20 protein-coding genes are annotated in these 22752 nt (G+C 59.2%); 16 read left to right on the forward strand and 4 right to left on the reverse strand.

Annotated features, from left to right (window positions below; genetic code table 11):
- Window positions 1-337: 337 nt before the first annotated feature.
- Window positions 338-898, reverse strand: coding sequence for an acyloxyacyl hydrolase (locus tag HDE72_RS14675; protein WP_183742152.1), 561 nt, complete (start codon window positions 896-898; stop codon window positions 338-340).
- A 143-nt stretch (window positions 899-1041) separates the two neighbouring features.
- On the opposite strand from HDE72_RS14675, the gene HDE72_RS14680 reads away from it, so the two are divergent.
- Window positions 1042-1944, forward strand: a complete 903-nt coding sequence (locus HDE72_RS14680; RefSeq protein WP_311735241.1) for an NAD(P)-dependent oxidoreductase — start codon at window positions 1042-1044, stop codon at window positions 1942-1944.
- A 6-nt stretch (window positions 1945-1950) separates the two neighbouring features.
- On the opposite strand, the gene HDE72_RS14685 is transcribed toward HDE72_RS14680, so the two are convergent.
- Window positions 1951-3144: a M20 aminoacylase family protein gene (locus HDE72_RS14685; protein ID WP_183742154.1), complete on the reverse strand. Its 1194-nt coding sequence runs from the start codon at window positions 3142-3144 to the stop codon at window positions 1951-1953.
- Between the two features lie 208 nt (window positions 3145-3352).
- Between HDE72_RS14685 and HDE72_RS14690 the strand changes: the two genes are divergently transcribed.
- The 4 genes from HDE72_RS14690 (at window position 3353) to HDE72_RS14705 (ending at window position 10199) form a co-directional block, all read left to right on the forward strand.
- Window positions 3353-5431, forward strand: a complete 2079-nt coding sequence (locus HDE72_RS14690) for a molybdopterin-containing oxidoreductase family protein (protein ID WP_183742156.1) — start codon at window positions 3353-3355, stop codon at window positions 5429-5431.
- Window positions 5432-5492: 61 nt separating this feature from the next.
- On the forward strand, window positions 5493-6482 hold the full coding sequence (locus tag HDE72_RS14695; protein ID WP_260176703.1) for an aminopeptidase: 990 nt from the start codon (window positions 5493-5495) through the stop codon (window positions 6480-6482).
- 275 nt (window positions 6483-6757) lie between these two features.
- Entirely contained in the window at window positions 6758-8446 is a 1689-nt protein-coding gene (locus HDE72_RS14700; protein ID WP_183742161.1) for a long-chain-fatty-acid--CoA ligase, read from the forward strand.
- Window positions 8447-8516: 70 nt separating this feature from the next.
- Window positions 8517-10199, forward strand: a complete 1683-nt coding sequence (locus tag HDE72_RS14705; RefSeq protein ID WP_183742163.1) for a long-chain-fatty-acid--CoA ligase — start codon at window positions 8517-8519, stop codon at window positions 10197-10199.
- Here the strand turns inward: HDE72_RS14705 and HDE72_RS14710 are convergent.
- Together HDE72_RS14710 and HDE72_RS14715 are read right to left on the reverse strand one after the other, a co-directional pair.
- The gene (locus HDE72_RS14710; protein ID WP_183742165.1) at window positions 10196-11788 is read right to left on the reverse strand and encodes an alkaline phosphatase D family protein; all 1593 of its coding nucleotides are present in this window, start codon (window positions 11786-11788) and stop codon (window positions 10196-10198) included. The two genes, HDE72_RS14705 and HDE72_RS14710, sit on opposite strands and share 4 nt — an antisense overlap.
- 15 nt (window positions 11789-11803) lie before the next feature.
- Entirely contained in the window at window positions 11804-12244 is a 441-nt protein-coding gene (locus tag HDE72_RS14715) for an acyl-CoA thioesterase (RefSeq protein ID WP_183681598.1), read from the reverse strand.
- A 61-nt stretch (window positions 12245-12305) separates the two neighbouring features.
- Here HDE72_RS14715 and HDE72_RS14720 point away from each other — a divergent pair, with 61 nt between their 5' ends.
- From HDE72_RS14720 to HDE72_RS14770, 11 genes are all read left to right on the forward strand, one after another.
- Complete coding sequence (locus tag HDE72_RS14720) at window positions 12306-14150, forward strand: ABCB family ABC transporter ATP-binding protein/permease (RefSeq protein ID WP_183742167.1); 1845 nt, start codon at window positions 12306-12308, stop codon at window positions 14148-14150.
- A gap of 178 nt (window positions 14151-14328) precedes the next feature.
- Complete coding sequence (locus HDE72_RS14725) at window positions 14329-15285, forward strand: amino acid ABC transporter substrate-binding protein (protein ID WP_183742169.1); 957 nt, start codon at window positions 14329-14331, stop codon at window positions 15283-15285.
- Between the two features lie 82 nt (window positions 15286-15367).
- A complete protein-coding gene (locus HDE72_RS14730; RefSeq protein ID WP_183742171.1) occupies window positions 15368-16117 on the forward strand; it encodes an amino acid ABC transporter permease in 750 nt (249 codons plus the stop codon).
- Between the two features lies 1 nt (window position 16118).
- Window positions 16119-16811 (forward strand): amino acid ABC transporter permease, encoded by a 693-nt coding sequence (locus HDE72_RS14735; protein ID WP_183742173.1) that lies wholly within the window; start codon window positions 16119-16121, stop codon window positions 16809-16811.
- A 19-nt stretch (window positions 16812-16830) separates the two neighbouring features.
- Window positions 16831-17556 (forward strand): amino acid ABC transporter ATP-binding protein, encoded by a 726-nt coding sequence (locus tag HDE72_RS14740; protein WP_183742175.1) that lies wholly within the window; start codon window positions 16831-16833, stop codon window positions 17554-17556.
- Window positions 17557-17719: 163 nt separating this feature from the next.
- Window positions 17720-18112 carry a type II toxin-antitoxin system RelE/ParE family toxin gene (locus tag HDE72_RS14745; RefSeq protein ID WP_183742177.1) on the forward strand — a complete coding sequence of 131 codons (393 nt, stop codon included), beginning with the start codon at window positions 17720-17722 and terminating at the stop codon, window positions 18110-18112.
- Window positions 18078-18413, forward strand: coding sequence for a helix-turn-helix domain-containing protein (locus tag HDE72_RS14750; RefSeq protein WP_183742179.1), 336 nt, complete (start codon window positions 18078-18080; stop codon window positions 18411-18413). The genes HDE72_RS14745 and HDE72_RS14750 overlap by 35 nt, the downstream gene beginning before the upstream one ends.
- A gap of 78 nt (window positions 18414-18491) precedes the next feature.
- A complete protein-coding gene (gene pyrC, locus HDE72_RS14755) occupies window positions 18492-19544 on the forward strand; it encodes a dihydroorotase (RefSeq protein WP_183742182.1) in 1053 nt (350 codons plus the stop codon).
- Between the two features lie 6 nt (window positions 19545-19550).
- A complete protein-coding gene (locus HDE72_RS14760; RefSeq protein WP_183742184.1) occupies window positions 19551-20348 on the forward strand; it encodes a DUF3025 domain-containing protein in 798 nt (265 codons plus the stop codon).
- 52 nt (window positions 20349-20400) lie between these two features.
- Window positions 20401-21390, forward strand: coding sequence for a Gfo/Idh/MocA family protein (locus HDE72_RS14765; RefSeq protein ID WP_183742186.1), 990 nt, complete (start codon window positions 20401-20403; stop codon window positions 21388-21390).
- Between the two features lie 11 nt (window positions 21391-21401).
- Window positions 21402-22616 (forward strand): MFS transporter, encoded by a 1215-nt coding sequence (locus HDE72_RS14770; RefSeq protein ID WP_183742189.1) that lies wholly within the window; start codon window positions 21402-21404, stop codon window positions 22614-22616.
- The last annotated feature ends 136 nt before the right edge of the window (window positions 22617-22752 follow it).

The raw sequence follows: 22752 nt of genomic DNA on the forward strand, positions 1-22752 counted from the left end.
CAGGACCGTGAAACAACTTTGCGCCGATGATAGTGCTGCAACCAGTGTGAAAGTAGGTTATTGTCAGGCTTGTTATTCGTAGTAGAAAAAAACCCGTCAAGAAATTGGCGGGTTTTTTTTCGTCTGATGGTTTTGCTGGAATGAACCCCAACACCTGAACTGCTGGGGTCAGACCCCCTGAGGCACGCTGGTGCAAGCATGTAACTTGGCGTGGGGTCAGACCCCGGCTGGTGCAATCATACTGGCTGGTGTGGGGGCTGACCCCGGGGATATTTCACGGTGTACAGGCGAAAAAAAGCAGCGCTGCGCGCTGCCTTTTCATGTCAGCTTCGATCGATCAGAAGTGGTATGCCGCTTTGATGTTCAGGAAGTTCACGCCGGTGTTTGGCTTTTTGTAGCCGCCGTTCGAGAAATGCTGGATCTTCATGCCGACTTCCCATTTATTGTTGAACACGTAGCCAACGCCGACGTGGTCGCCAAACTGGAAGTGGGTCGACAAACGGTAGGTCGCATTGTCATACAGCTTCGACAGCAAATGCACGCCGATGCCGCCTTCTGCATAGAAACCCTTTTTGTCATCGCGCTCAAAGCGGAATACCGGGGTGAAGCCGATATCGTACAGATTCTGTTTTGCACCTTCGACGTTTTGATAGCGGTTGGCTTGCCACGCGCCAGCATTCGCATCCCAGTAGCCGCTCAGGTGCGTACCGTTCGATTGGAACCAGCGTTGGCTCCAGTCGGAAGTAACGCCAGCGCGTACCATCTGGGTCTGGGTGCCGGTGGCGAATTCACCGTAGACCGAGTCGATCAGCTTGTCGTCGGAAGCGAAGGCTGCATGGCTGGCCAGCAAGGCAGCGGCCAGCGCCAGGGATTTTAATGCTTGTTTCTGGTAGGACATATATTCTTTCATCGTAAAATTAGCCATCGGTTGCGCACTAGCCATGGGTAGCGCGCCGCTGATTGTAGTGGGTTTACCAAGCATAAAACCTATTCTCACCATTATTTAACTTCGTTACTTAACTTTAAGCAATAGGAGCTGCAGTGACACTTTCTACAAAGATCGCCTTCCTGGGGATAGGTCTGATGGGCGAACCGATGGCGCGCCGTTTGCTGCAAGCTGGCTATTCTGTCACAGTTTGGAATCGCACGCAGAGCAAGGCTGAATCGTTGTTATCTTGTGATGCTTTACTTGCCAACACCTTGATTGATGCGGTCTGCGGGGCCGATATCGTGATCTCGATGCTGGCGGCCGGACCTATCGTTGAACAAGCCATCACGACTGCCTTGCCGGCGCTGGCGCCCGATACTTTATGGGTCGACATGAGCTCGACGAAGCAAGTTGAGGCTCAGCAATTTCATGCACTTTTGCTAGCGCACGGCGGTGGTTTTATCGATGCGCCCGTATCCGGTGGCGTGGCTGGCGCGCAAGCGGGAACGTTGGCCATCATGGCTGGCGGCAGCACTGCGCATTTTGCGCGCGTGGAAGCGATCCTGGCGGTGATGGGACGGCCAACCCTGGTTGGCCCGGCCGGCAGTGGTCAGGTGGCCAAGCTGTGCAATCAACTGATCGTTGGCGCCACCTTGAATATCGTGGCGGAAGCCTTGCTGCTGGCGCAGGCTGCGGGCGCCGATCCGGCGGCAGTGCGCACGGCGATACGCGGCGGCTTTGCCGAAAGCCGTATTTTGGAAGTGCATGGGCAGCGCATGCTGGAACGTAACTTTGTTCCCGGTGGCCAGGTGAAAACCCAGCTCAAGGATATGCATAATATCCTGGATGCGGCCGCCGCTGCGCAGCTCAGTCTGCCGGTCACGCAACTAGTGACGCAGCGCTATGAAACGCTGGCCGCCAGTCATGCGTTGGCGGATCATTCGGCGGCCTTGCTGGCCCTGGAAGCATTGAATCCGGGTCAGCGCCTGGGAAGCGGCCCGGATAAACTGAGTTAGCGCACCCTAGCTTTGCGGCAAGCTCTCTTCGACCAGCTTGACCCAGAAACTGGCGCCGATCGGTAACAGATTGTCATTGAAGTCGTAGCTGCCATTGTGTAGCACGCACGGACCCAGGCCGTGGCCGCCATCGCGGTGCTCGCCGTCGCCATTGCCGATGAAAATGTAGCAGCCAGCTTTTTCCTGCAAGAAGAAGGCGAAATCTTCCGCCCCCATGGTGGGTTCAACCTTGTCGTTGACCTTGTCGGCGCCGACCACGGCCTTCATGACCTCCACCGCAAACGCGGTTTCCCTGGCATGGTTGACCAGCGGTGGATAGTTGCGCTTGAACTTGAATTCCACTTCCGCACCGAAGGCAGCTGCCGTGTGCACGGCGATTTCGCGCATGCGCTCTTCGATGAGATCCAGCACGGGCGTGGTGAACGTGCGCACGGTGCCGATCAGGCTGGCGTCATCGGGAATCACATTGGTGGCGCTGCCGGCATGGATTTGCGTGATCGACAGCACGGCCGTATCGAGCGGACTCTTGTTGCGGGTGATGACGGTTTGCCAGCTTTGCGCGATTTGCACGGCTACCATTACCGGGTCGATGCCCTTGTGCGGCTGGGCCGCATGGGCGCCCTTGCCTTTGATCGTGACATAGAATTCGTTGCTGGAGGCCATCATCGGCCCTTCCACCACGCTCAGCGTGCCCGCTTCAGCGCCTGGCCAGTTATGCATGCCGTAGATGGCATCCATGGGGAAACGGGTAAACAAGCCGTCGTTGATCATTTCACGCGCGCCGGCGCCGCCTTCTTCGGCCGGCTGGAAGACCAGATAGACAGTGCCGTCGAAATTGCGGTGCTGCGCCAGGTGATGGGCAGCGCCCAGTAGCATGGCCGTATGGCCGTCATGGCCGCAGGCGTGCATCTTGCCGGGATGGCGCGAGGCATGCTCAAACGTATTGATTTCCTGCATGGGCAAGGCATCCATATCGGCACGCAGGCCGATGGCGCGCTTGGACGTGCCATTCTGGATAATGCCGACCAGACCGGTACGGCCCAGGCCGCGGACGACGGGGATGCCCCATTCCGTCAGCTTGGCAGCGACGACGTCAGAGGTGCGCTGCTCTTCGTAGCACAGCTCGGGATGCGCGTGCAGGTCGCGGCGGATACGTTGCAGCTCGGATTGAAACGCTATGATGGGATCAACCAGTTTCATCGAATTCTCCTGTGTAGGCAGGCGCGCAACCGTGTATGGCGCACCGGGCCGCCTATGCTTGATCGAAAACATGGGCGGCGAAGCAAGCATTGTAGCCCGTGTTCGCTTTGTAAATCCAGCGCACGCCCGAGTCTGTCATTGCAGCATCAGCAAGCCGGTGGAAATCGTTTACAGTATCGTCTTCCCCTGACGTTTTCTGGACTGCACCATGACCACCACCCAAGTGCGCGCTACTTGCCCGCTAGACTGTCCCGATACCTGCGCCTTGCTGGTGACGGTGACCGATGGCGTGGCAACAAACGTCAAGGGCGATCCCGACCATCCAACCACGGCCGGCGTGCTGTGCACCAAGGTGTCGCGCTTTACGGAGCGCACCTACCATGCCGACCGCTTGCTGACGCCGCTGCGCCGGGTGGGCAAGAAAGGCGAGGGCAAGTTCGAACCCATCAGCTGGGAGGAGGCATTAAGCACCATCGCAGCGCGCTTGAAATCGATTGCGGCGCGCGCGCCGGAAGCGATCTTGCCCTACAGCTATTGTGGCACCATGGGCCTGGTGCAGGGCGAATCGATGTCTTCGCGTTTCTTCAACCAGCTGGGTGCATCCTTGCTGGACCGCACTATCTGCGCCTCTGCCGGCGCCACCGGCTACCGTTATACGGTGGGCGCCAGCATCGGCACCGACTTGGAACAGTTTCAGAACGCCAAGTTGATCATTATCTGGGGCGGCAACCCGATTGCGTCCAACTTGCATTTCTGGATGCGGGCACAGGAAGCGAAGCGGCGCGGCGCCACTTTGATCGCGATCGACCCGTACCGTTCATTGACGGCGGAGAAATGCCACCAGCATATTGCCTTGCTGCCGGGTACCGATGCGGCCTTGGCCCTGGGCTTGATGCATGTGCTGATCGCCGAAGAGCTGGTCGACCATGACTATATCGCCCAGTACACCCTGGGCTATGAACAGCTGGCGCAACGCGCTGCCGAATGGCCGCCCGAACGCACGGCGCAAGTGTGTGGCATCAGCGCGCAAGAAGTGCTGGAACTGGCGCGCCTGTATGGCCAGACGGCGCGCAACGGCGAGGGCGCCGCCATCCGCACCAATTACGGCGTGCAGCGCGTGCATGGCGGCGGCATGGCGGTGCGCAATATTGCTTGTCTGCCTGCATTGACGGGCGCCTGGCGCCATGCGGCCGGCGGCATACAGCTGTCGAGTTCGGGATCTTTCCCCATCCAGCGCAAGGCCTTGCAGCGCCCGGATTTGCTGAAAGGCACGCCGCGCACCATCAATATGAGCACCATCGGCGACGATCTGCTGAAAACTAGCTCGCCCGAGTTTGGCCCGCAAATCGAGGCCGTGATTGTCTATAACTCGAATCCGCTGGCCGTGGCGCCGGACTCATCCAAAGTGGCGCAAGGTTTTGCCCGTGAGGATTTATTTACGGTGGTGCTCGAACACTTCCAGACCGATACCGTCGATTACGCCGATATCGTCTTGCCCGCCACCACGCAGCTGGAACATGTCGATGCCCACGCCACCTATGGCCATTTGTACATGATGGCCAATAACGCGGCCGTGGCGCCGCTGGGCGAGGCCAAGGCAAATACGGAAATTTTCCGCCTGCTGGCGCAACACATGGGTTTTGATGACCCTTGCTTCCAAGAAAGTGACGATGCGCTGGCGGCCCAGGCTTTCGATGCGGGCGATGTGCGCGCCGTGCATTTTGACTGGGAATCGCTGAAGCGGACAGGCTGGCAAAAGCTGGCCATGCCCGATGCACCGTTTGCCGAAGGGGGCTTTCCGACGCCATCGGGGCGTTGCGAGTTTTATTCCGAAGCCATGGCGCAAGCCGGCCTCGATCCCTTGCCGGCCTATATTGCACCGTATGAATCGCTGGCCAGCAATCCCGCGCTGGCGGCCCGCTATCCCTTGGCGATGATTTCGCCCCCGGCCCGCAATTTCTTGAATTCCACCTTCGTCAATGTGAAAAGCTTGCGTGCCTCGGAAGCCGAACCGCATCTGGACATGCATCCCGATGACTGCGCCGCGCGCGGCATCGTGGCCGGCGACATGGTGCGCATTTTCAATGACCGTGGCTCATTTGTGGCCAGGGCCAGGCTTACGGACAAGGCGCGCAAAGGGCTGGTGGTGGGCTTGTCCGTCTGGTGGAAGAAGCTGGCCAGCGACGGCAAGAACGCCAATGAAGTGACCAGCCAGCGTTTGACGGACATGGGCCGTGCGCCCACCTTTTACGATACGCTGGTGCAAGTGGAAAAGGCGGTGGCCTGAGATGCGGCGCACGCTCGGCCTGCCTGCTGCGCTTGTTTTATGCCTGAGCTTGGGCGGCTGCATGCAATTGCGCTACTACACCCAGGCGGCGCAGGGACAATATTCCTTGTGGTCCAGCGCGCGTCCTGTCGATGACTGGATGAAAGATCCAGCCACCGATCCCCGCCTGAAGGCACGCCTGGCCAAGGCCCAGCAGATACGCCGCTTTGCCGTCGAGGAACTGGGTTTGCCCGACAATGGCAGCTACAAGAATTATGCGTCGCTGCAACGGCCCTTCGTGCTGTGGAATGTGGTGGCCACGCCGGAATTGTCGCTCAAGCCCTTGCAATGGTGTTTTCCGATTGCCGGCTGCGTCAATTATCGCGGTTATTACAGCAAGGACGATGCGCAGGCCTATGCCGACACCTTGCGCGAGCAGCATTACGATGTGCAGGTGGGTGGCGTGCCAGCGTATTCCACCCTGGGCTGGTTCGATGATCCCCTGCTATCGACCTTTATCAATTATAACGATGCCGAACTGGCGCGCATGATTTTCCATGAGCTCGCGCATCAGGTGGTGTATGTGCAGGGCGATTCGGCCTTCAATGAATCGTTTGCCGTGGCCGTGGAAGAGGCGGGCGTGCAGCGCTGGCTGGTCCACGAAGGCAACGATGCCATGCGCGACGATTACGCCCGGTATGCGGCGCGGCGCAAGGATTTCCTGGCGCTGTTGCTGAAGTACCGGGGGCAACTGGAAACGGCTTATGCCAGCGATGCCAGCGATGCGGAGAAACGCGCGCGCAAGGCGCAGGTGTTTGCCGAGCTGAAAGCCGAATACCAGCACTTGAAGCAAAATTGGGGTGGTTATGGCGGTTATGACCGCTGGTTCGAGCAGCCTTTGAGCAATGCGCACCTGGCGTCGGTCGCTACCTACAATGATTTCTTGCCAGCTCTCGAAAAACTGCTGGAAGAAAAAAAGAACTTTCGTGCTTTTTATGCTGCAGTGCACACAATGTCTCTGCTCGACAAGCCCGAGCGTCAGCGTGTGCTGCAGCAATTGTCCAGCCCCTGACCCGTAAAGATTGTTGGATATGCCAAGCCGGCTTATCCATCCAGGCCGTATTTTTCATGCTGCAGTGCAGCACAAAATGGCTCTGGAATACATGCTCAAATACCGTTGAAAGCGCTTGCATGGAAGCGCTGCGCCCGATAGCATCGCGTTAGTAGCATAGAGCAATTGCTCTTTAGAATGCTCAATGACTGCAGGACACTAGAATCCGCAGCAATAATCCGCGCCGGCAATGTGCGTCGGCTACACCAACGATTATTAGAGACACGAGGCACAGGATGGACAAAATTTGGCTGAAGTCGTATCCCCCCGGCGTTCCCAGCGACATCAATCCTGACCAATACCACTCGCTGGTACATTTGCTGGAAGAAGCGTTTCAAAAGCATGCAGACCGCAACGCCTATGTCTGCATGGACAAATTCCTCACCTACGCCGAACTTGAACTGTATTCACGGCAATTGGGTGCCTTTCTACAAAGCAGGGGCCTGAAAAAAGGCGCGCGGGTCGCCCTCATGATGCCCAATGTGCTGCAGTATCCGGTCGCCATCGCCGCCGTGCTGCGCGCCGGCTACACGGTGGTCAACGTCAATCCCCTGTACACGGCGCGCGAACTCGAGCATCAGCTCAACGATTCGGGCAGCGTAGCGATCATCGTGCTGGAAAACTTTGCCCATACGGTCGAGCAAGTGCTGAGCAAGACGGCCGTGAAACATATCATTGTCGCCACGATGGGTGACATGCTCGGTGGCTTGAAAGGCCCTATCGTCAATTTCGTCGTGCGCAACGTCAAGAAGATGGTGCCCGCGTATTCCTTGCCGAACGCCATGCGTTTTAACAGCGCCTTGTCGCACGGCAGCCGCATGAAGCTGACGCCGGTCGAAGTCACGATCAACGACGCTGCTTTCCTGCAATACACGGGCGGCACCACGGGCGTGTCGAAAGGCGCGACCCTGAGCCACCGCAATGTGATCGCCAATGTGCTGCAAACGGAAGCCTGGTCGGGTGCGGCGCTGGACCCGAACAGCAAGGAGCAACTGATCGTTGTGTGTGCCTTGCCGCTGTACCATATCTTCGCGCTGACGGCGTGTGCACTGTGGGGCACACGCGTGGGTGCGCTGAATATCCTGATTCCGAATCCACGCGATATCCCTGGCCTGATCAAGGAGCTGGGCAAGTACAAATTCAACCTGCTGCCGGCGGTCAACACCCTGTACAACGCGCTGGCCAATCATCCCGATTTTGCCAAGCTCGATTTCTCGGGCTTGAAGATCGCCAATGGCGGCGGCATGGCGGTACAGCAAGCCGTCAACGACAAGTGGCAGCGCATCACGGGCGTGTCCATTATCGAAGGTTATGGTCTGTCGGAAACTTCCCCCGTTGCCACCTGCAACCGCGCGGACAGCACCCAATTTACGGGCAGCATAGGTTTGCCGATCCCGTCGACCGAGATTGCCATCCTCGATGACGATGGCAAGGAAGTAGCGCTGGGCCAGACGGGCGAAATTGCCATCCGTGGCCCGCAAGTCATGTCCGGTTACTGGAATCGTCCGGACGAGACCGCCAAGGTGATGACGGCCGACGGTTATTTCAAATCGGGCGACGTGGGCATCATGGACGAGCGCGGTTTTGTGAAGATTGTGGACCGCAAGAAAGACATGATCCTCGTCTCCGGCTTCAATGTGTACCCGAATGAAGTGGAAGGCGTGATCGCGGCCCACCCTGGCGTGCTCGAGTGCGCTTGCGTGGGCGTGCCGGACGAACACTCGGGCGAGGCCGTGAAAGTGTTTGTGGTGCGCAAGGATGCCAACCTGACCGTGGCGACCCTGATGGCGTATGCCAAGGAGCAGCTCACGGGCTACAAGCGGCCGAAATATATTGAATTCCGTGAGGAATTGCCGAAGACCAACGTCGGCAAGATTTTACGCAGGGCCTTGCGCGATGAGCCCAAGGTGGCAGTGGCAGCATAGCAGCATACATGGCAACAGTGCCGGGTGCGCCAACGTGGCGCACCCTTTATACAGATAAAGATGAGGCAAGATGGACAAGATTTGGTTGAAGTCGTACCCGGACAGTGTGCCGGCAGAGATTGATTGCACGCAATACCGTTCCGTAACGCATTTGCTGGAAGAATCGTTCCAGAAATATGCAGACCGCAACGCTTTCGTTTGCATGGACAAGTTCATGACGTACCGCGAGCTGGACAAGCTGTCCCTGCAAATGGGCGCCTGGCTGCAAAGCAAGGGCTTGCAGCCGGGGGCGCGCGTGGCCATCATGTTGCCGAACGTCTTGCAATACCCGGTGGCAATGGCGGCGATTTTGCGGGCCGGCTATACCGTGGTCAACGTCAACCCGCTGTACACCCCGCGTGAATTGCAGCATCAACTGATCGATTCGGGCAGTGAGGCGATCATCGTGCTGGAAAACTTTGCCACCACGGTGCAAGAGGTGCTGCCGCACACGCAGGTCAAGCATGTGATCGTTGCCACCATGGGCGACTTGCTGGGCGGCTTGAAGGGCACCATCGTCAATTTCGTGGTGCGCAAGATCAAGAAAATGGTGCCGGCGTTTTCGCTGCCAGGCGCCATCAGCTTCAACAAGATGCTGTCCGAAGGCGCCGGCATGACCTTGACGCCCGCTAACCAGGGCCACGACGATATCGTCTTCCTGCAATACACGGGCGGCACCACGGGCGTGTCGAAAGGCGCCATGCTCTTGCACCGCAACGTGATCGCCAACGTGCTGCAAAACGAGGCATGGATTTCGCCGGTGATGACCAAAGAGATGCGCGCCACCTCGATGGGTTTTGTGTGCGCCTTGCCCCTGTATCACATCTATTCGCTGACGGTCAGCGCGCTGATGGGCATGCGCCTGGGCGGCTTGAACTTGCTGATCCCGAACCCGCGCGACATTCCCGGTTTCGTGAAGGAGTTGGCCAAGCACAAGATCGTCGTCTTCCCGGCCGTCAATACCTTGTACAACGCTCTGCTGAACAACCCCGATTTCGCCAAGCTCGATTTCTCGAGCTACAAGGTGTGCAACGGCGGCGGCATGGCCTTGCAGCGCAATGTGGCCGAACGCTGGCTGAAGGTCACGGGTTGCCCCTTGATCGAAGGCTATGGCATGTCGGAAACGTCGCCGGTGGTAACGGGCAACCGTGTCGATATCACCGAATTTACGGGCACCATCGGTTTGCCTATTTCCTCCACCGAAGTGATCATCGTCAATGATGATGGCGTGCAAGTGGCCTTGGGCGAGCCTGGCGAGATTGCCGTCAAAGGCCCGCAAGTGATGGCCGGCTACTGGCAGCGCCCCGATGAAACGGCCAAGTCGATGACGGCCGATGGCTATTTCAAGACGGGCGACGTGGGCATCATGGATGAGCGCGGTTATGTGCGCATTGTTGACCGCAAGAAAGACATGATCATCATTTCCGGCTTCAATGTGTATCCGAACGAGGTGGAAGACGTAGTGGCGTCTTGCCCAGGCGTACTGGAGTGTGCCTGCATCGGCGTGCCGGACGCCAATTCGGGCGAAGCCGTGAAAGTGTTTGTCGTGCGCAAGGATCCGAATCTGACGGTGGAACAGATCCGCGAACACTGCAAGCATGAATTGACGGCGTACAAGAAACCGAAATACATCGAGTTCCGCGATGAATTGCCGAAGACCAACGTCGGCAAGATATTGCGCCGTCAATTGCGCGATGAAAAGAAAGCTGCTTAAGTGTCCTGCAAGCCAGCTTTGCCGTCGTGCACGGTAAAGCTGGCCAGGGTGGCGATGTTCGATGCGCTGTCGCGCACATTGTCCAGGCCCAGGAACAGGGTGGTGGTTTTCTCTGGCGTGATGTTGAGCAGCATGTAACCGCGCTTGTCGCTGCGCCCGTAGCGGATGTGCGGGTTCATCGCCACGTACTCTGCCGTGCGCGCTTGTGGGCGCGAGCTGGAGGTGATCGAGGTGCCGCAAAATTCGGTGGCGATCACGGGGTTGTCGCCAGTGCTTGGCCGCATGGCGTCACGGCTCAGTTCGGTTGCGTAAAAAGTGTGCACATCGCCCGACAACACCAGCGGGTTGCGCGCGCCGCTGCTTTGCAAGCTATTGAGCAAATGCTGGCGCGCCATCGGGTAGCCATCCCAGCCATCGGTCCAGATCCGTTCATCGCCGGGCCGCAAAATCGGCACCTGGCTCGATTGCGCCATCAAGGTTTGCTGGGCCAGGATATTCCAGCGCGCCGGTGATTTGTCCAGCCCGGCTTGCAGCCAGCGCTGCTGTTCCTCTCCCAGCATGGTGCGTTCCGGTTTCAGCAGGTCCGGGCAGTTGCGGGTGGTGACGGAATTCGAACCGCCGCGCCCGGGTCTGGCGCAAGCATGGTGGGCGCGGTATTGCCGGTCGTCGAGTACGTGGAAACGCGCCAGACGGCCCCAGTCGTAGCGCTGGTAAATGCGCATGTCGACGAAACCGCGCCGGCCCAGCGGCAGCAGGCGCAGCGGCATGTGTTCATAAAATGCCTGGTAAGCAGCGGCCCGGCGTTCCAAAAAATTGGGCGTGAGCAATTCGTCGCGGTCATTGGCGTAATCGTTGGACACTTCATGGTCGTCCCAGGTGACGATCCATGGCGCGGCTGCATGCGCGTCCTGCAGGTCGAGGTCGTTCTTGTATTGCGCATAGCGGGCACGGTATTCATCGAGCGTAAAACTTTCGTTCGTACGCATGGCCCTGGCCGGGTGCTGCAGCTGGTACGGTCCCCACTCATAAATATAGTCGCCCAGAAACGCCACCAGGTCGGGCGCGGCCGCCGCAATATGCCGGTGCGCTGCGTAGGCGCCAAACTCCCAGTGCTGGCAGGAAGCGACGGCCAGTTTGAGTGTGGCGGGCAGGGAATCGGGCGCCGGCGCCGTGCGTGTGCGCCCCACGGGGCTGACGGCGTCGCCCAGCATGAAGCGGTACCAATACCAGCGTCCGGGTGCCAGCCCACCCACGTCGACGTGCACGCTGTGCGCCAGTGCGGGCGTGGCAGGCACCGATCCTCGTGCAACGATACGCTGAAATGCTTCATCGTCGGCCATCTCCCAGCGTACGGTCAAGGCGATGGCTGGCGTGGCGGCCGCGTGCAGCGGGTCGTAGCAGATGCGTGTCCACAGCACCACGGCGTCGGGCAGGGGCGAGCCGGAAGCCACGCCCAGCGCAAATGGGTAGCTGGCGCCGTTCAGGCGAGTGGTCGCGCTGGCGCTGGAACCGGACAGTGCGCCGCCTGCAGCCGCCAGCGCGGCGATACGTGCCGTGCTGAGCAGAAAGATGCGGCGCTGGCTATCCACGGCAGAAGGGAGGTTTTAGTGTGACAGCAGGGTTTCGATCGGCGGCACCTTGCGCGGCTTGCGGTCCGAATCGGTGGCGACGTAGGTCAGGGTGGCTTCCGTGACTTTCACCGTGCACGCCTGCAGGCGGTTGCGCTCGGCATATACTTCCACGTTGACGGTGATCGAGGTGTTGCCTACTTTGACGATATCTGCGTAGAAGGATAATAAATCGCCGACGAACACGGGGTTTTTGAAGACGAAGGAATTGACGGCTATGGTGGCTACGCGGCCGTTGGCGCGCCGGGTGGCCGGTAGCGAGCCGGCGATATCGACTTGCGCCATGATCCAGCCGCCGAAAACGTCGCCATACACATTGGCGTCCGACGGCGCGGGCATCATGCGCAGCTCGGGCATTTTTCCGGCGGGTAGCCCGGAGGCGAGGCAGTTATCAGGGCGTGCGGGGGAGGTGCTCATCGTTTATTCTCATGAAAGGCTACAATTGCCCCGATTGAACCATAAAAAGCCAACCTTCGCCATGCGCCGCTCCCCGAATACTCCCCCCACTCGCCCGCCAGCCGCCGCCAGCCGCAGCGATTTTTCCACCATCAAGACCTTGCTGCCGTATTTATGGGTCTATAAATGGCGCGTCTTGCTGGCGCTGCTATGCCTGGTGGGTGCGAAGCTGGCCAACGTGGGCGTGCCGCTGATCCTGAAAAAACTGGTCGACGCCATGACGATCACCGCCGCCCATCCGCAGGCGCTGCTGGTATTACCCGTCAGCTTGCTGGTGGCATATGGCTTGCTGCGTCTGTCGACCACCTTGTTTACCGAGTTGCGCGAATTCCTGTTCGCCAGGGTCACGCAGCGCGCCGTGCGCACGATCGCGCTGCAAGTGTTCCGCCACTTGCATGCCTTGTCGCTGCGCTTTCATTTGAACCGCCAGACGGGCGGCATGACGCGCGATATCGAACGCGGTACGCGCAGCGTCGGTTCGCTCATTTCCTACACCCTGTTCAACATCTTGCCGACCCTGGTGGAAATCACCCTGGTGCTCGGCTACCTGGTGTTGCATTACGACATCTGGTTTACCGTCATTACAGCGGTGGCGCTGGTGTCGTATATCGCCTTCACGGTGCTGGTGACGAACTGGCGCACGCATTTTCGCCGTACCATGAATGACCTCGATTCGAAGGCGAATACGAAAGCCATCGATTCGCTGATCAACTATGAAACGGTGAAGTATTTCGGCAACGAGGATTACGAGGCGCAGCGCTACGACGAAGGTTTGAAACGTTATGAAACGGCGGCCGTGAAATCGCAGACTTCCTTGTCGCTGCTCAACACGGGTCAGTCGCTGATCATTGCCACCGCCGTCACCTTGATCCTGTGGCGCGCCACGGTTGGCGTGATCGCCGGCGCCATGACCCTGGGCGACCTGGTGCTGGTGAATGCCTTCATGATCCAGCTGTATATTCCGCTCAATTTCCTGGGCGTGATTTACCGTGAAATCAAGCAAAGCCTGGCCGATATGGAGCGTTTGTTTGCGCTGCTCGATGAAAACCGCGAAATCGCCGATGCGCCCGATGCGGTGCCGCTGGTCACGCGCGGTGCTGCCGTGCGTTTCGCCCACGTCGATTTCCACTACGAAGCCAAGCGGCAAATCCTGTTCGATGTGGATTTCCAGATTGCCGCCGGCACTACCACGGCCGTGGTGGGCCACAGCGGTTCGGGCAAGTCGACCCTGTCGCGCTTGCTGTTCCGCTTCTATGAAGTCGATGGCGGCGGCATCACCATCGATGGCCAGGACTTGCGCCATATCACGCAGGACTCCTTGCGCGCCGCCATCGGCATCGTGCCGCAAGATACGGTGCTGTTCAACGACACCATCGAGTACAACATCGCGTATGGCAAGCCGGGCGCCAGCAAGGAAGCCATCGTGGCGGCGGCCAAGGCCGCGTCTATCCACGATTTCATTGAGAGTTTGCCTGATGGCTACAGCTCCATGGTGGGCGAACGCGGCTTGAAACTGTCGGGCGGCGAAAAGCAGCGCGTGGCGATTGCCCGTACCTTGCTGAAAGATCCGGCCATTTTGATCTTCGATGAAGCCACTTCGGCGCTCGATTCCAAGGCCGAACAGGCGATCCAGTCGCAACTCAAGGAAATCGCCCGGGACCGCACCACCCTGGTGATCGCGCATCGCTTGTCGACGGTGGCCGACGCCCAGCAAATCCTGGTGCTCGACCATGGCCGCATCGTCGAGCGCGGCACGCATCCGCAACTGCTGGCTGCCGATGGCTTGTATGCGCAGATGTGGCAACGCCAGCAGGCGAGCCAGGATGATGAGCAGGACGAATTGATTGAACTGCTGTCTGCCAAATAAGCGGCTCGGTAAAAGTCGGGAAAATGCCACAGCAGCGGCGATGTGCACAGGTCTATCGCCGCTATTTGTTATCCAGTTAAGAAAATGATGAAGGCCAGGTCAAAAATGAAATAAAATCAATACCATTGGTGGCGTCTGCACCAGCGTTGTTTCGTAGTTTGTCCTTCCAGGAGAATGAATGAAATTAACCAGAATCGTCGCCACCTTGCTCAGCATTGGCGTCCTCAGCAGCATGTCCCCCGCCACTGCCCAGGAATTGACAGGCACCTTGGCCAAGATCAAGAAAGCCGGCTCGATTACCCTCGGCGTGCGCGATGGTTCCGTGCCCTTTTCCTACCTCGACGATAAACAGCAATACCAGGGTTATTCGATAGACCTGTGCATGAAGGTTGTCACGGCCCTGCAAAAACACCTGGGGCTGAGCCAGCTGAAAGTAGTGATGAACCCGGTCACCTCGGCCAACCGTATTCCCCTGATTGCCAACGGCACCGTCGACCTCGAATGCGGCTCGACGACGAATAACCTGGAACGCCAGCAGCAAGTAGCGTTTGCGCCGACCATGTTTGTGATCGGCAACCGCATCCTGTCGAAAAAGACGGCCAATATCAAGACCCTGGAAGATTTGCGCGGCAAGACCCTGGTGGCCACGGCCGGCACCTCGACCGTCAAGCAGATGACGATCCTGAACAAGGAAAAAAACCTGGGCATGAATATCGCCATCGCCAAGGACCATCCTGAATCATTTTTGATGCTGGAAACGGGGCGCGCGGTGGCTGAAGCCAATGACGATATTTTGCTGGCCTCGCAAGTGGCCAACGCGAAAAATCCCAGCGATTATGAGATCACCAAAGAAGCGCTGTCGGTGGAGCCCTACGGCATCATGCTGCGCAGAAACGACCCAGCTTTTAAAAAAGTGGTCGATGATGCCTTGATCCGTTTGTACAAGAGCGACGATATCAGCCGCATCTACGCCAAGTGGTTCACCTCGCCGATTCCCCCCAAGGGCATCAACCTGAACTTCCCCATGCCGGCGCAACTGAAGGCCGTGTTTGCCAATCCGACCGATTCCGGCGACCCGGCTGCCTATGCTGCCGTGCCGGAAGCGCAGAAGACCTCGGATAAAAAGAAGAAATAAGCACGCTACGTACAAAACCGGGAGGCGCGAGCCTCCCGTTTCGTTTGCGGGGGCACCTTGACGCTGCATGGGAAGGATAAGCATGAATTACACCTGGAACTGGCATATCTTTGGCGAGATGTCACCCGATGGCGTGCACACGTATATGGACACCCTGTGGGCTGGCTTGACGTGGACCCTGGCCACGGCCGGCGCGGCCTGGATCATGGCCTTGGTGCTGGGCATGGTGATCGGCACGGTGCGCACCTTGCCGAATAAATGGCTGGTTGGCGCCGCCAATGCCTACGTCGAATTGTTCCGCAATGTGCCGCTGCTGGTGCAAATGTTTTTGTGGTATTTCGTGATGCCGGAACTGCTGCCGGCGGACCTGGGCAACTGGGTCAAGTCGCTGCCGAATGCGCCCTTTATCACGGCGGTTTTATGCCTGGGATTTTTCACCTCCTCGCGGGTGGCCGTGCAAGTGACTGCCGGTATCGAGGCATTGCCGCGCGGGCAAAAACTGGCCGGCACGGCGCTGGGTTTGAGCTTGCCGCAAACCTATCGTTTCATCTTGCTGCCGATGGCGGCACGCGTGATCTTGCCGCCCCTGACCAGCGAGTTCCTCAACATCATCAAGAACAGTTCCGTGGCCCTGACCATCGGCCTGGTGGAATTGACGGCCAGCGCGCGCGCCATCCAGGAGTTTTCATTCCAGGTCTTCGAAGCGTTTTCGGCCGCCACCATCATCTATGTCGTCGTCAACCTGGCAGTCGTGCTGCTGATGCAGCGGATCGAGAAAAAAGTGGCGATTCCCGGCTTTGTAGTCGCTGGGGCGAAGACGGGAGGCCACTGAGATGTTCGCCAATTTCGACTTCGACGTCATTTCCCGCTCCTGGGTGTATCTGTTCAAGACTGGCATGGTGTTCACCTTGCAACTGACCGTGCTGGCCATGTTGGGCGGCATCGTGCTGGGTACCGCGCTGGCGCTGATGCGCTTGTCCGGCAACCGCATCGTCTCGGGTGTGGCGGCCAGCTACGTCAACCTGATACGCTCGATTCCGCTGGTGCTGGTGATCTTCTGGTTTTACTTTCTGGTGCCGTATATTGCCGCCTGGATCATCGGCGCTGCCGAGCCGGTGAAGGTGGGTGCGTTTTCTTCTGCGCTGATCACTTTCATCATGTTTGAAGCAGCCTACTATTGCGAGATCATGCGCAGCGGCATACAGTCCGTATCGCGTGGCCAGGTATGGGCGGGCCAGGCGCTGGGCATGCATTACCGGCAAACCATGGCGAGTATTGTGCTGCCGCAAGCATTCCGCAATATGATACCCGTGCTGCTGACGCAGACCATCGTGCTATTCCAGGATGTGTCGCTGGTGTACGTGCTGTCGATTCCCGATTTCGTCGGCGCCGCTTCGAAGATTGCGCAGCGCGACGGCCGCCTGGTGGAGATGTATGTGTTTGTCGCCATCGTGTATTTCGTGCTGTGCTATGCGCTGTCATGGCTGGTGAGACGCCTGCAGAAACGCGTGACCATCATTCGCTAAACCGGAAAGAAAGAGCAAGATGATAGAACTGAACAATGTAAGCAAATGGTATGGCCAGTTCCAGGTGCTGACCGATTGCAGCACCAACGTGGCCAAGGGCGATGTGATGGTCATTTGCGGCCCGTCCGGCTCCGGCAAATCAACCCTGATCAAGACCGTCAATGGGCTCGAACCGATACAGCAGGGGCAGATCGCGGTCGATGGCGTCAGCGTCAATGATCCGAAGACGAATTTGTCGAAACTGCGCGCGCGCATCGGCATGGTATTCCAGAATTTCGAACTGTTTCCCCATCTGTCTATCCGCGAAAACCTGACCATCGGCCAGATCAAGGTACTGGGGCGTAGCACCGATGAAGCCAATGCCAAGGGCTTGCAATACCTGGACCGCGTGGGCTTGCTGTCGCAGCAGGATAAGTTTCCGGGCCAGTTGTCGGGCGGCCAGCAGCAGCGGGTGGCGATTGCGCGCGCGCTGGCGATGGACCCGATTGCCATGCTGTTCGATGAACCGACTTCGGCGCTCGACCCGGAAATGATCAATGAAGTGCTCGACGTGATGGTCGGCCTGGCGCAGGAAGGCATGACGATGATGGTCGTTACGCACGAGATGGGTTTCGCCCGGCGCGTGGCCAACCGCATTGTCTTCATGGACCAGGGCAAGATCATCGAAGATTGCAGCAAGGACGACTTCTTCAATACTACCCGCTCGGACCGCGCCCGCGATTTCCTGGCAAAGATCATCCACTGAGTTGACTGTATTTCCAACTCGAAAAACGGCCGGCCACATAGGCCGCTTTGCCGTCCAAGCTGCGCCCGAGCTTGGCGTGCCGCAAGCGCGGGCCAGTTAATTCAGCTTACGCTGGTCGTCTATCATTTTTTTCTTCCCTTTTATACTAATAAAGGTATAATTTATGAAGCTACCCCATAAACCGCTGGTCTGGGTTGGCGCCACCAAGAAAGAATTGATGGCCTTGCCAGTCGAGATACGCGCGTTTTTCGGCCATGCGCTGGATCTGGCGCAACGCGGTGACAAACACGACAGCGCCAAGGTATTGCATGGTTTTGGCTGCGCCGGTGTACTGGAAATCGTCGAGGATGATGCGGGCGGCACCTACCGGGCCGTCTATACGGTGAAGTTCGAGGAAGCAGTGTTTGTATTGCACTGCTTTCAAAAGAAGAGCAAGAGCGGTATCGCGACGCCGAAACAAGAGATGGATCTGGTGCGTGCCCGCTTGTATAGTGCACAACTGTTGATCGAGGAGTTAAGACATGAAAAAACGCATCGTGGATGGCGTCGAGTTTGAGCAGTCCAGCGGCAACGTGTTTGCCGACCTGGGCTTGCCCGACGCCGAAAAACTGCAAATCAAGTCCGGCCTGGTGGGAGAAATCCGTAACGCCATGCGCAAGCTGGAGCTGACGCAGGAAGAAGCGGCACGGCGCATGGGCATCGTGCAACCGAAAGTGTCAGGCATGCTGCGCGGCGATTTTTCCGGCCTGTCCGAACGCAAGCTGATGGATTGCCTGAACCGTCTCGGTTACGACATCGAGATCCGCGTCAAACCGGCTGAAAACGCGATTGGACACCTGAAACTGGCTGTCGCCTAAGCATCGGGGTCACGGGTGCTGCGGCCCGGCGGCTGGTAAAATGGCGGCATTCGCAATGACTGCCTGAGAGCTGCCGCCATGTCCACACCCGAGCAAACCCCTACCAGCATCACCATTACCCGTCCAGACGACTGGCATTTGCACCTGCGCGACGGCGCCACCATGGCCAGCGTGCTGCCGCACAGCGCGCGCCAGTTCGGCCGCGCCATCGTCATGCCGAACCTGAAGCCGCCGGTGACCAGCACGGCCGACGCCATCGCCTACCGCGAGCGTATTTTGGCCGCCGTGCCGGCAGGCGTGAATTTCGATCCGCTGATGGTGCTGTACCTGACGAACAATACCTCGCCCGATGAAATCCGCCGCGCCCAGGACAGCGGTGTGGTGCAAGCCGTGAAACTGTATCCGGCTGGCGCCACTACCAATTCCGACCTTGGCGTGACGGACTTGAAGAACTGCTACCAGGTGCTGGACGTGATGCAGGAAGTGGGCATGCCCTTCCTGGTGCACGGCGAAGTAACGGACCCTGAAATCGATATTTTCGACCGCGAAGCGGTCTTCATCGAACGCGTGATGCGTCCGCTGCGCAGCGCCTTCCCGGCCCTGTCCGTGGTGTTTGAGCACATCACCACCAAGGATGCGGCGCAATACGTGGCTGAAGCGGAAGGCCCGATCGCCGCCACCATCACGGCCCATCACCTGCTGTACAACCGCAACGAGATTTTCAAGGGCGGCATTCGTCCCCATTACTATTGCCTGCCTATCCTGAAGCGCGAAGAGCACCGTTTGGCGCTGATGACGGCGGCTGTCAGCGGCGACGAGCGCTTCTTCCTCGGTACCGACTCGGCGCCGCATGCGCAGGGCGCCAAGGAAATGGCTTGCGGCTGCGCCGGCTGCTACACGGCCTTGCACGCGATGGAATTGTATGCCGAAGCGTTTGAACGGGCAGGCGCGCTCGATAAACTGGAAGGTTTCGCCAGCTTCCATGGCCCAGCTTTTTACGGCCTGCCGCGCAACACGGACACCATCACCCTGCGCCGTGAAAGCTGGACCCTGCCGGCCTCGCTGCCGATGGGCGACAGCCATGTCATCCCGCTCAACGCGGGCGAGCAAATCAACTGGAAGATGGTGTAAGCACCGATGCTGCCATCGATAGACTGGACCCGCCCCTGGTATGCTTCGGTGCTGCCGGCGCGGGGCCGGCTGGATTTGCAGCGCGACACGGTGATCATCGCGCTCAACCTGCAGGCGCGTGCGCTTGATTTGCGCAATCCCCTGGGCTTGCCGCTGGGTTTCGTGCCGCAAGGCGATTTACCCGAAGGCGTGGCGTATGAAGAATTCATCGGCGCCACGGGTGGCGTGCCCACGCGCGACAATCTGCACGATTTTTTCAATGCGTTGGTGTGGCTGACTTTCCCCCGCATCAAGCGGCAATTGAACGCCTTGCAGGCGGCGCAGATCGCCTTGTCGGGCGTTGGTAAATCGCGTGGACCGGCGCGCGATGGCGCCACGATTTTCGACGAGAACTCCGCCTTGCTGGTGCTGCGTGACAGCGACTCTGGCCGGGCACTGGAAGAGGCTTTGCGCGGACATGACTGGCGCAGCGCTTTTATTGACCAGCGCGACAAATTTGCTGAAGGCGGAGACGCCGAGGTCTGGCTGTTTGGCCATGCGCTGATGGAAAAACTGGTGGCGCCCTACAAGGCCATCACGGCCCACACGCGCGTGATCTTTGCCGGCGACGCTTACTTTGCGCTCGATGGCGCCGCACGCCGGAGCTGGCTCGATGAGCGCGTGGCGCAAGACCTGGCGCAGCAAGGCTTGACGACGGCGGACTTTACGCCTTTGCCCGTGCTGGGGCTGCCCGGCTGGTACGATGGGCAGGACGATGATTTTTACAACGATACGGCGGTGTTCAGGGCCAAACGCAAGTCTTGATCCGTCTAATGAAAACAAGCCGCACAGCGGCGGCATAACCGGGGAGACAGGCATGGACAAAGTGATACGTTGGGGCATACTGGGTACGGGCAAGATCGCCCGCGCGATGGCGCAGGGCTTGCGCGATGCGCCAGGCGCGCAACTGGTGGCGGTGGCTTCCCGCAGCAGCGCCGGCGCCCAGGCATTCGGCGCCGAATTCGATATCGAACATCGCCATGCTTCTTACCAGGCGCTGGCCGATGATGGCAACGTGGACGTGATCTATATCGCCACGCCACATACCCAGCATGCGGAAAATGCCCTGATGTGCCTGGCCGCCGGCAAGCATGTGGTATGCGAAAAACCGTTCACCATGCATGCGCGCGAAGCGCAGGCCGTGGTGGCCTTGGCGCGCGAGAAAAAGCGGTTCTTGATGGAAGCCATGTGGAGCCGCTTCCTGCCGGCCGCGCAGGAAGCCAGACGCATCATCGACAGCGGCGAGATCGGCGTGGTGCAGCAAATACAGGCCGATATCGGCTTTGTCGCCACCTTCCCGCCCGAACACCGCATGTTCAATCCGGACCTGGGCGGCGGCGCGCTGCTCGATGTGGGCATTTATCCGCTATCGATGGCGGCCTTCTTCCTTGGCCCCGTATTGGAAGTGCAGGCGCTGGCGGAAATGGGCGCCACCGGCGTCGATGAGCAAGTGGTGTTTTCGCTGCGCCATGCCGCTGGCGGCACTTCCTCTTGCGCCTGCAGCTTGCGCACGCTGACGCCGACGGAAATGACGATTTCCGGCTCGCTGGGCCGCATCCGCCTGCCTAACCGTTTTTATCGGCCTGACCATCTGATCGTCGAGCCCATGGATGGCGAGCGCCGCGTGATCGATGCTCCATTTACCGGCAACGGCTATGCGCACGAAGCCATCGAGGCCATGCGCTGCATCCGCGCCGGCCTGCTGGAAAGCCCGATCATGCCGCACGAGGAAAGCGTGGCGCTGATGGCCAATCTCGACGCCATGCGCCGCCAGATCGGCCTGGTCTACAGCGCCGACCAGGCTTGAACGGAGCGCAGATGAGCACACTCTCTAGCCGCCCCAGCCTGAAAACAGTCCTGATCGCCAGCGGCGTCGTGCTGACCCTGGCGATGGGCGTGCGCCATGGCCTGGGCTTCTGGATGCAGCCGATTTCTTTAGCCAATGGCTGGACGCGCGAAACCTATTCGCTGGCGCTGGCCATGCAAAACCTGATGTGGGGTGTCTTCGGTCCCTTCGCCGGCATGGCGGCTGACCGCTATGGCACCATGCGCGTCGTCATTTTCGGCGCCATCAGCTATATGGCCGGCTTGTTGTGGATGGCGCTCGTGACTCAGTCCAGCTTGTTCATCATCGGCTCGGGCGTATTCATCGGCCTTGCCCTGGCCTGTACGGCGTTTGGCGCCATCAGCGGCATCATCGGCCGCAGCGCGCCGCCCGAACAGCGCTCCTGGGCCTTCGGCATTTCTTCGGCGGCCGGCTCGTTTGGCCAGTTCCTGATGATGCCGGTCGAGCAGCAGCTGATTTCCGCCGTGGGCTGGCAGTCCGCGTTTTATGTGCTGGCCGCGCTGGTGGTGCTGGCCATGATACCGATGGCGTTTTATTTGCGCGAGCCGCCCGTCACGCATGGCGAAGGCCCGCAGCAAAGCGTATCATCTGCATTTGGCGAAGCGGTCGGCAACCGTTCGTTCTGGCTGCTGCTGGCCGGGTATTTTGTGTGCGGCTTCCAGCTGGTGTTCATCGGCGTGCACTTGCCTGCCTACCTGAAGGACCAGGGTTTGATCAATCCGAATATCGCCGTCACGGCGCTGGCGCTGATCGGCTTGTTCAATATTATCGGCTCCTACTATGCGGGCAAGCTCGGTGGAAAAATCGCCAAGCGCCATCTGCTGTCGGCCATTTACGTGACCCGCGCGGCCATCATCGCGCTGTTTTTGCTGGCGCCAGTGTCAGCGTGGTCGGTGTATCTGTTCGCCGCTGGCATGGGCCTGCTGTGGTTGTCGACCGTGCCGCTGACGAATGGCATCATCGCCGGCATCTTTGGCGTCAAACATCTGTCGATGCTGGCCGGGATGGTGTTCTTCTCGCACCAGGTGGGCAGCTTCCTGGGCGCCTGGCTGGGCGGCTACCTGTATGAACAGCAGGGTAGCTACCACGTGGTCTGGATGATCACCATAGCCCTGGGCTTGCTGGCCGCGCTGATCAACCTGCCGATTGATGAACGGGCCGTCAAGCGCGGCGCGGTGGCCGCATAATGGCGATGCGGCGCATCTGGCTATGGCGTGTGATCGGCGCTGTACTGCTGGCCGTGATTTTCATGGCCTACCTGCGGCCCGGCTTCATGTTCGACCTGGCGAACCGGCTGTGGATGTGCATGTGAATTTTTGATGA

The sequence above is a fragment of the Janthinobacterium saanense genome (assembly GCF_014200675.1).
GTDB lineage: Bacteria > Pseudomonadota > Gammaproteobacteria > Burkholderiales > Burkholderiaceae_D > Janthinobacterium.